Below are 6,412 nucleotides of genomic sequence, written 5' to 3'. Positions count from 1 at the left end.
CTGCCGGCGGGACTGCGGGAAGCGCCGACGGGTCGAGGCTGGGCTCGCGGCCCGGGCCGGCCGGCGGGTCCTGGTCGGCGCGCCGCTCCGGCTCGCCCTGCAGCGCGGCCCAGAAGCCGGGGTTCTTGGACTTTTTCATCGCCGGGTCGCCCCTGGATGACAAGCGCCCCCCTTGGGGACAGCGACCACACGGAGTGAGGGAGCGTGGGGGCCCTTCATGCGCGCACCTCGGCCGCCCATTCAACGGACACGGCGCTGCGCACGCCCTTTTTGAGCGGCGCCGCAAGGCCGATACGAACAACTACAGATACAAGAGTCACTGCCATGGCCGATATGATGCCATCGCTATGACCGACGCCATTTCCCCGCCCCCGCCTGCCGCCCCCGCAGGCTCCCCGCAGCATGCGCCCGCCACGCCCGGCGCCGATGTCGCCGCCACGCGCTGGCTGGCCGCGGGCAGCCTGTTCGCGCTGATCGTGCTGTGCGTGGCCTGGGAGCTGTGGCTGGCGCCCCTGCGCCCCGGCGGCAGCTGGCTGTTCCTCAAGGCGCTGCCGCTGGCCTTTGCGCTCGCGGGCCTGCTCAAGCGCCGCATGTATACCTACCGCTGGGTCAGCCTGCTGGTGTGGCTGTATTTCACCGAAGGCGTGGTGCGCGCCTGGAGCGATGCCGGGCCCAGCCGCTGGCTGGCCCTGGCCGAAGTGGCGCTGTGCCTGCTGCTGTTCGCGGCCTGCGCGGCCCATGTGCGCTGGCGCCAGCGCGCGGCGCGCCGGACATCGGCCCGGGCCGCACAAGACTGAATTTTCCATCCACCAGCTCCGAAGAGCATTGAGAGAGTTGCAAGCATGACCGCATTCCTAGACCAGTTGCGCCAGATCGTCGGTGCCGCCCATGTCCTGACCGACGGCGACCTCGCCGCCTGGGAGCAGGACTGGCGCAAGCGCGTGCAGGGCAAGGCCCTGGCCGTGGTGCGCCCCGCCGATACCGCCCAGGTGGCGGCCGTGGTCAAGGCCTGCGCCGAGGCCAGGGTCGCCCTCGTGCCCCAGGGCGGCAATACCGGCCTGTCGGTCGGCTCCACGCCCGACGCCAGCGGCACGCAGATCGTGCTCAGCCTCACGCGGCTGAACCGCGTGCGCCATATCGACAGGGACAACCTGAGCTTCACCGTGGAAGCCGGCTGCATTCTGCAAAGCCTGCAGGAGACCGCGGAAAAGCACGGCCTGCTGTTCCCGCTGTCGCTGGCCGCCGAAGGCAGCTGCACCATTGGCGGCAACCTGGGCACGAACGCCGGCGGCACGCAGGTGGTGCGCTACGGCAATACGCGCGAGCTGTGCCTGGGTCTGGAAGTGGTCACTCCCCAGGGCGAGGTCTGGGACGGCCTCAAGGGCCTGCGCAAGGACAACACCGGCTACGACCTGCGCGACCTGTTCATCGGCAGCGAAGGCACGCTGGGCATCATCACCGCTGCGACCATGAAGCTCTTTCCCCAGCCCGCGGCCCAGCTCACGGCCTGGGCCGCCGTGCCGTCGATGGAAGCCGCCGTGCGCCTGCTGGGCATGGCGCACCAGCACCTGGGCGCGGGCCTGACGGGCTTCGAGGTCATGGGCCAGTTCGCGCTGAGCCTGGTCGCCAAGCACATGCCGCAGCTGCGCGTGCCCTTCGCGGGCCAGGAGGATGCCCCCTACTGCGTGCTGCTGGAGAATTCGGACAGCGAGTCCGAAGCCCATGCGCGCGAGCGCTTCGAGCACCTGCTGGAGCTGGCCTTCGAGGACGGCTGCGTGCTCGATGCCGTGGTGGCCGAGAGCCTGGCCCAGGCGCATGAGCTGTGGCATATCCGCGAAAGCATCCCGCTGGCCCAGGCCGAGGAGGGCCTGAACATCAAGCACGACATCTCGATCGCGGCCTCGCGCATTCCGGCCTTCGTGGCGCATACCGACGCGCTGCTGCAGCGCGAGATCGCCGGCGTGCGCCTGGTCAACTTCGGGCACCTGGGCGACGGCAATCTGCACTACAACGTGCAGGCGCCGGCCGATGGCGACCCCAAGGCCTTCCTGCGCGAGCAGGAAGAGCGCGTCAACCACCTGGTCTACGAGGCCGTGGCCGCATTTGGCGGCTCGTTCTCGGCCGAGCACGGCGTGGGCGCGCTCAAGGTGGACAAGCTGGAGACATACCAGTCGCCCGTGGCGCTCTCGATGATGCGTGCCATCAAGAATGCGCTGGACCCGCTGGGCATCATGAACCCCGGCGTGGTGCTGGCCAGGGGCTGAGCCTTTGCCGCTGCGCCCGTAAAAAAGCCCCGCCGGCAAGCCCGCGGGGCTTTTTTGCAACCCGGCCGCCCGCTCAGGATGCCGGTGCCGTGGTCTGGTTGCCGATGACGGTCTTGATCTCGGGCGTCCACTCGATGTCCGGGCCCTCCACATCGGTGTAGACCGTGTGGCGGCCCTGGGTCAGCAGCCACACGCGTATGCCGTTGCGCGCCGGGTCGATCACGATGGCGGCCATCTCCTCGCCGCCCTGGTGCGGCCGGTTGCCCGCAAGGCTCAGCAGCTTGCCCTCGAGCTTCAAGGGCCCCACGGTGTCCATGTTCTTGAGCAGCGTTTCGTACTGCTCGCCCAGCAGGGGCTTGAGGTGGGCCGCCAGCGGGCCGGTCTTCAGATAGTCCGTGCCCTCATGCCGGTACTTGCCCACCTGGCTGCTCAGGCTGTCCAGCCGGGCCTCGCCCTCGGCGCCCCGGTACGGAATGCGCACTTCCTGGACGGAAGAATCGCCGGCCGGCGCCGCAGGGGCTGCCGAAGCAGCGGCGGTATTGCTCACGCCATGGACCGCCGAATTGGCCTCGGGCGCCGCAGGCTTCGTGCGGTCCGCCTCGGCGCCAGGCGCGCCGGGCTTGTCGCAGGCCGCCAGCAGCGCGCAGCAGGCGCCGGCAGCCAGCACGGTTTTCCAGGACAGGGACTTCAAATGCATGCATCAACTCCTCGAATCGGATCAATCCGGTACAAACTTGCGGTCATTGTGACCCTGGCGCGCGCCCCGGGTTCCTCAGGCTGAACCGGCAATTGCGCCCCGGGCATGTCCTACACCGCCGCCTCCGCTGCAACGCAGGCATGAAGCGCACCGGCAGATGCGGACATGCGCCGACATGCCGCAAGGGCTCGCCCGGCGTGGCACACTAGGCCCGATTCCGGCCCGGCTGGCGCAGTGCCCTGCACTGGCGCCGGCAGGCCCCGACAGATTGCCGATTTCCACGGTCCACCGGCCAGGGGCCCCGACGGCCCGGCCATATTTCCAAGTTCTGCACCATGGACTCCACCCGCCAGCCACTGCGCCCCGTGCGCTGCCAATACGAAACCTTCATGCGCCATGTGTTCGAGCATGGCGTCTCCAAGACCGACCGCACGGGCACCGGCACGCGCAGCGTGTTCGGCTACCAGATGCGCTTCGATCTGTCCGAGGGCTTCCCGCTGGTCACCACCAAGAAGGTGCACCTGAAGTCCATCATCCTGGAGCTGCTGTGGTTCCTGCGCGGCGACAGCAATGTGAAATGGCTGCAGGAGCGCGGCTGCACCATCTGGGACGAATGGGCGCGCGAGGACGGCAGCCTGGGGCCCGTCTACGGCGTGCAGTGGCGCAGCTGGCCCAGGGCCGACGGCACGCACATCGACCAGATCGCCGAGGTGGTCAAACAGCTCAAGACCAACCCCGATTCGCGCCGCATCATCGTCAGCGCCTGGAACGTGGCCGACCTGGACAAAATGGCGCTCATGCCCTGCCACGCCTTCTTCCAGTTCTACGTGGCCGACGGCAAGCTCAGCTGCCAGCTCTACCAGCGCAGCGCCGACATCTTCCTCGGCGTGCCGTTCAACATCGCCAGCTACGCGCTGCTGACCCACATGCTGGCCCAGCAGTGCGACCTGGAGGTAGGCGACTTCATCTGGACCGGCGGCGACTGCCACATCTACAACAACCACTTCGAGCAGGTGCAGACCCAGCTGGCGCGCTACCCGTTCGCCTACCCCACGCTGCATATCAAGCGCCGCCCGGACTCCATCTTCGACTACGCATACGAAGACTTCGAAGTACAGGGCTACCAGCACCATGCGGCCATCAAGGCGCCGGTGGCAGTCTGAGGGTTGCTATGAAAACAAAAGCTGCCCGCGCATGATGTTCCTTGTTTTCACGATGGAATCCATCTGAAACCCAGCACGGACCAGCGCCAGCAGCTCACCTATCGATAGAAATGGCCATTCACCTGATTTATGCCCGCGCCGCCAACGGCGTCATCGGCAAGGACAACGCCATGCCCTGGCACCTGCCGGAGGACCTGGCGCACTTCAAGCAGCTCACCCAGGGCTGCGCCGTCGTCATGGGCCGCAAGACCTGGGACTCGCTGCCCGCGCGCTTTCGACCGCTGCCCGGGCGCACCAACATCGTGGTCACGCGCCAGAGCGGCTGGCAGCCCGAGCCGCCCTCGGACCAGGTGCTGCGCGCCGACAGCCTGGAGCAGGCTCTGGAGCACGGCCAGCAAATCTCGCAGGACGTCTGGGTCATGGGCGGCGCCCAGATCTATGCCCAGGCCCTGCCACTGGCCCACAGCGTGGAAGTGACCGAGATCGGCCGCGACTACGAAGGCGATGCCTACGCCCCCACACTGGGTGCGCAATGGCACGAAGTCTCGCGCAGCAGCCATGTGGCGGCCAGCGGCCTGCCCTATGACTTCGTGCGCTACGAAAAGCGCTAGCACCGCCGCCGCGACCAGCCACCCGCAGGCCGCAAAAGCGGCCTGCGCCGCTTTTGCGGCCGCTGTCCGCTCCCCCCCAGTCCGTCCCGTGACATTTTCCACTAGCGTGTTGCGGCGCAACAAACCGATAATGGCAGACATTGCCTGGGTAACCATCCAAACCAACAGCACCCGGCTTGGCGCTCTGGCATCCGTCCCACTCTGTTCGTGAACCGAGCTTCGCCGCCATCGTCCGCCCATGAGCCTCGTCCAGCCCCTTCCTTCCGGTCCACTCGATATCGTGGGCGACATCCACGGCGAAATCGACGCACTGGAGCCGCTGCTGGGCCATCTGGGCTACGACCCTGAGGGCCGCCATCCCGACGGCCGCCGCCTGGTCTTCGTGGGCGACTTCTGCGACCGCGGCCCCGACAGCCCCGCGGTGCTGAACCTCATCGTGCCCATGCTGGCCTCGGGCAAGGCCTCGGCCGTGCTCGGCAACCACGAGATCAACCTGCTGCGCGAAGACGCCAAGGACGGCTCGGGCTGGTTCTTCGACAGCCGCCGCGAATCCGACAAGCCCAAGTACGGCCCGTTCGCGCGCCTGCCGCGGGCCGATGCGCCGGCCATCCTCGCAGAGCTCGGCCGCCTGCCCATCGCGCTGGAACGCGAGGACCTGCGCATCGTTCACGCGGCCTGGCGGCCCGACCAGATCGCCATGGCCCGCGAGCTGCCGGCCGGCAGCGCCCGCCAGGCATACGACCGTTACGAGGACGCAGCGGCCCGCCAGGCCCGCGCCAGCCGCGTGGCCGAGCGCATGCAGGAAGAAAACCTGCGCTGGCCCCACAGCCTCGAAGACCCGAAAGCACCACCGCCCTTCCTGGCCGCGCACAGCGAAAACGAACTGGCCAAGGCCATGGTCAACCCGCTCAAGGTGCTGACCACCGGCGTGGAGCGCGAATGCCGCACCCCCTTCTACGCAGGCGGCAAATGGCGCTTCGTGGAGCGCGTGGCCTGGTGGGATGAATACGCCGACGACACCGCCGTCATCGTCGGCCACTACTGGCGCCGCCTGCTGCCCGGCGACGCGGCGGCCCATGGCGCGCAGGCGGAAAACCTGTTCGGCCACACCACGCCGCTGTCCTGGCATGGCCTGCGCGGCAATGTATTCTGCGTGGACTACTCGGTCGGCGGCCGCTGGGTCGCGCGCCTGAACGGCGAAGACCCCCAGCGCCGCTTCAAGCTCGCCGCCATGCGCTGGCCCGAGCGCACGCTGGTGTTCGACGACGGCGTACAGGCGGCTTCGGAGAATTTCGGGCAGACAAGCTGACAGCTTGCCTTAAGGCTGAATCAGCATGGCCCGCCTGTGCGGCAGTGAACGTGGTGACTGTCGGCTCCATCGGCATGGTTATTTTCTGAGCTGCCTATGCGGCAGCGAACACATCGAATCCTCTCGTATCGATGGCACCTACTTTCTGAGCTGCCTATGCGGCAGCGAACATGCATCTGCTGCAGGAGCTTCCACGGCGGCATTTCTGAGCTGCCTATGCGGCAGCGAACCATTCACAGATCCATTATTAAAAGGAGCCACATTTCTGAGCTGCCTATGCGGCAGCGAACGTTGCTTCGACCGATCCAGAGATCAGGCCGAATTTCTGAGCTGCCTATGCGGCAGCGAACCGAGCTTGGCCAGCTCAG

6 protein-coding genes and 1 CRISPR repeat array (1 of these 7 running past the window's edge) are annotated in these 6,412 nt (G+C 67.5%); of the genes, 5 read left to right on the top strand and 1 reads right to left on the bottom strand.

The genetic code is table 11. The annotated features are described in order from the left end of the window. Positions 1-347: 347 nt before the first annotated feature. Both V8Z74_RS19830 and V8Z74_RS19825 read left to right on the top strand, forming a co-directional pair. Entirely contained in the window at positions 348-797 is a 450-nt protein-coding gene (locus V8Z74_RS19830; RefSeq protein ID WP_349710874.1) for a DUF2069 domain-containing protein, read from the top strand. A 45-nt stretch (positions 798-842) separates the two neighbouring features. Further along, entirely contained in the window at positions 843-2,264 is a 1,422-nt protein-coding gene (locus tag V8Z74_RS19825; RefSeq protein ID WP_349710873.1) for an FAD-binding oxidoreductase, read from the top strand. 73 nt (positions 2,265-2,337) lie between these two features. Here V8Z74_RS19825 and V8Z74_RS19820 read toward each other — a convergent pair whose 3' ends face one another. Next, on the bottom strand, positions 2,338-2,961 hold the full coding sequence (locus tag V8Z74_RS19820) for an Ivy family c-type lysozyme inhibitor (RefSeq protein WP_066471405.1): 624 nt from the start codon (positions 2,959-2,961) through the stop codon (positions 2,338-2,340). Positions 2,962-3,296: 335 nt separating this feature from the next. Between V8Z74_RS19820 and V8Z74_RS19815 the strand changes: the two genes are divergently transcribed. From V8Z74_RS19815 to V8Z74_RS19805, 3 genes are all read left to right on the top strand, one after another. Next, on the top strand, positions 3,297-4,124 hold the full coding sequence (locus V8Z74_RS19815; RefSeq protein ID WP_349710872.1) for a thymidylate synthase: 828 nt from the start codon (positions 3,297-3,299) through the stop codon (positions 4,122-4,124). A gap of 110 nt (positions 4,125-4,234) precedes the next feature. Beyond that, a complete protein-coding gene (locus V8Z74_RS19810) occupies positions 4,235-4,735 on the top strand; it encodes a dihydrofolate reductase (protein WP_066471411.1) in 501 nt (166 codons plus the stop codon). 238 nt (positions 4,736-4,973) lie between these two features. Beyond that, positions 4,974-6,044, top strand: coding sequence for a metallophosphoesterase (locus V8Z74_RS19805; RefSeq protein ID WP_349710871.1), 1,071 nt, complete (start codon positions 4,974-4,976; stop codon positions 6,042-6,044). 82 nt (positions 6,045-6,126) lie between these two features. Next, positions 6,127-6,412: a CRISPR direct-repeat array (repeat unit 28 nt; unit sequence TTTCTGAGCTGCCTATGCGGCAGCGAAC); it runs 222 nt beyond the window's last position.

The sequence above is a fragment of the Comamonas sp. w2-DMI genome (assembly GCF_040187735.1).
Lineage (GTDB): Bacteria > Pseudomonadota > Gammaproteobacteria > Burkholderiales > Burkholderiaceae_C > Comamonas > Comamonas terrae.
This window is presented reverse-complemented; position numbering and strand designations above follow the sequence as displayed.

Bases quoted from the DNA above. Each gene is read 5' to 3' on its own strand.
- V8Z74_RS19830 (WP_349710874.1), top strand. From the start codon at position 348: ATGACCGACGCCATTTCCCCGCCCCCGCCTGCCGCCCCCGCAGGCTCC.
- V8Z74_RS19805 (WP_349710871.1), top strand. From the start codon at position 4,974: ATGAGCCTCGTCCAGCCCCTTCCTTCCGGTCCACTCGATATCGTGGGC.
- V8Z74_RS19815 (WP_349710872.1), top strand. From the start codon at position 3,297: ATGGACTCCACCCGCCAGCCACTGCGCCCCGTGCGCTGCCAATACGAA.
- V8Z74_RS19810 (WP_066471411.1), top strand. From the start codon at position 4,235: ATGGCCATTCACCTGATTTATGCCCGCGCCGCCAACGGCGTCATCGGC.
- V8Z74_RS19825 (WP_349710873.1), top strand. From the start codon at position 843: ATGACCGCATTCCTAGACCAGTTGCGCCAGATCGTCGGTGCCGCCCAT.
- V8Z74_RS19820 (WP_066471405.1), bottom strand. From the start codon at position 2,961: ATGCATTTGAAGTCCCTGTCCTGGAAAACCGTGCTGGCTGCCGGCGCC.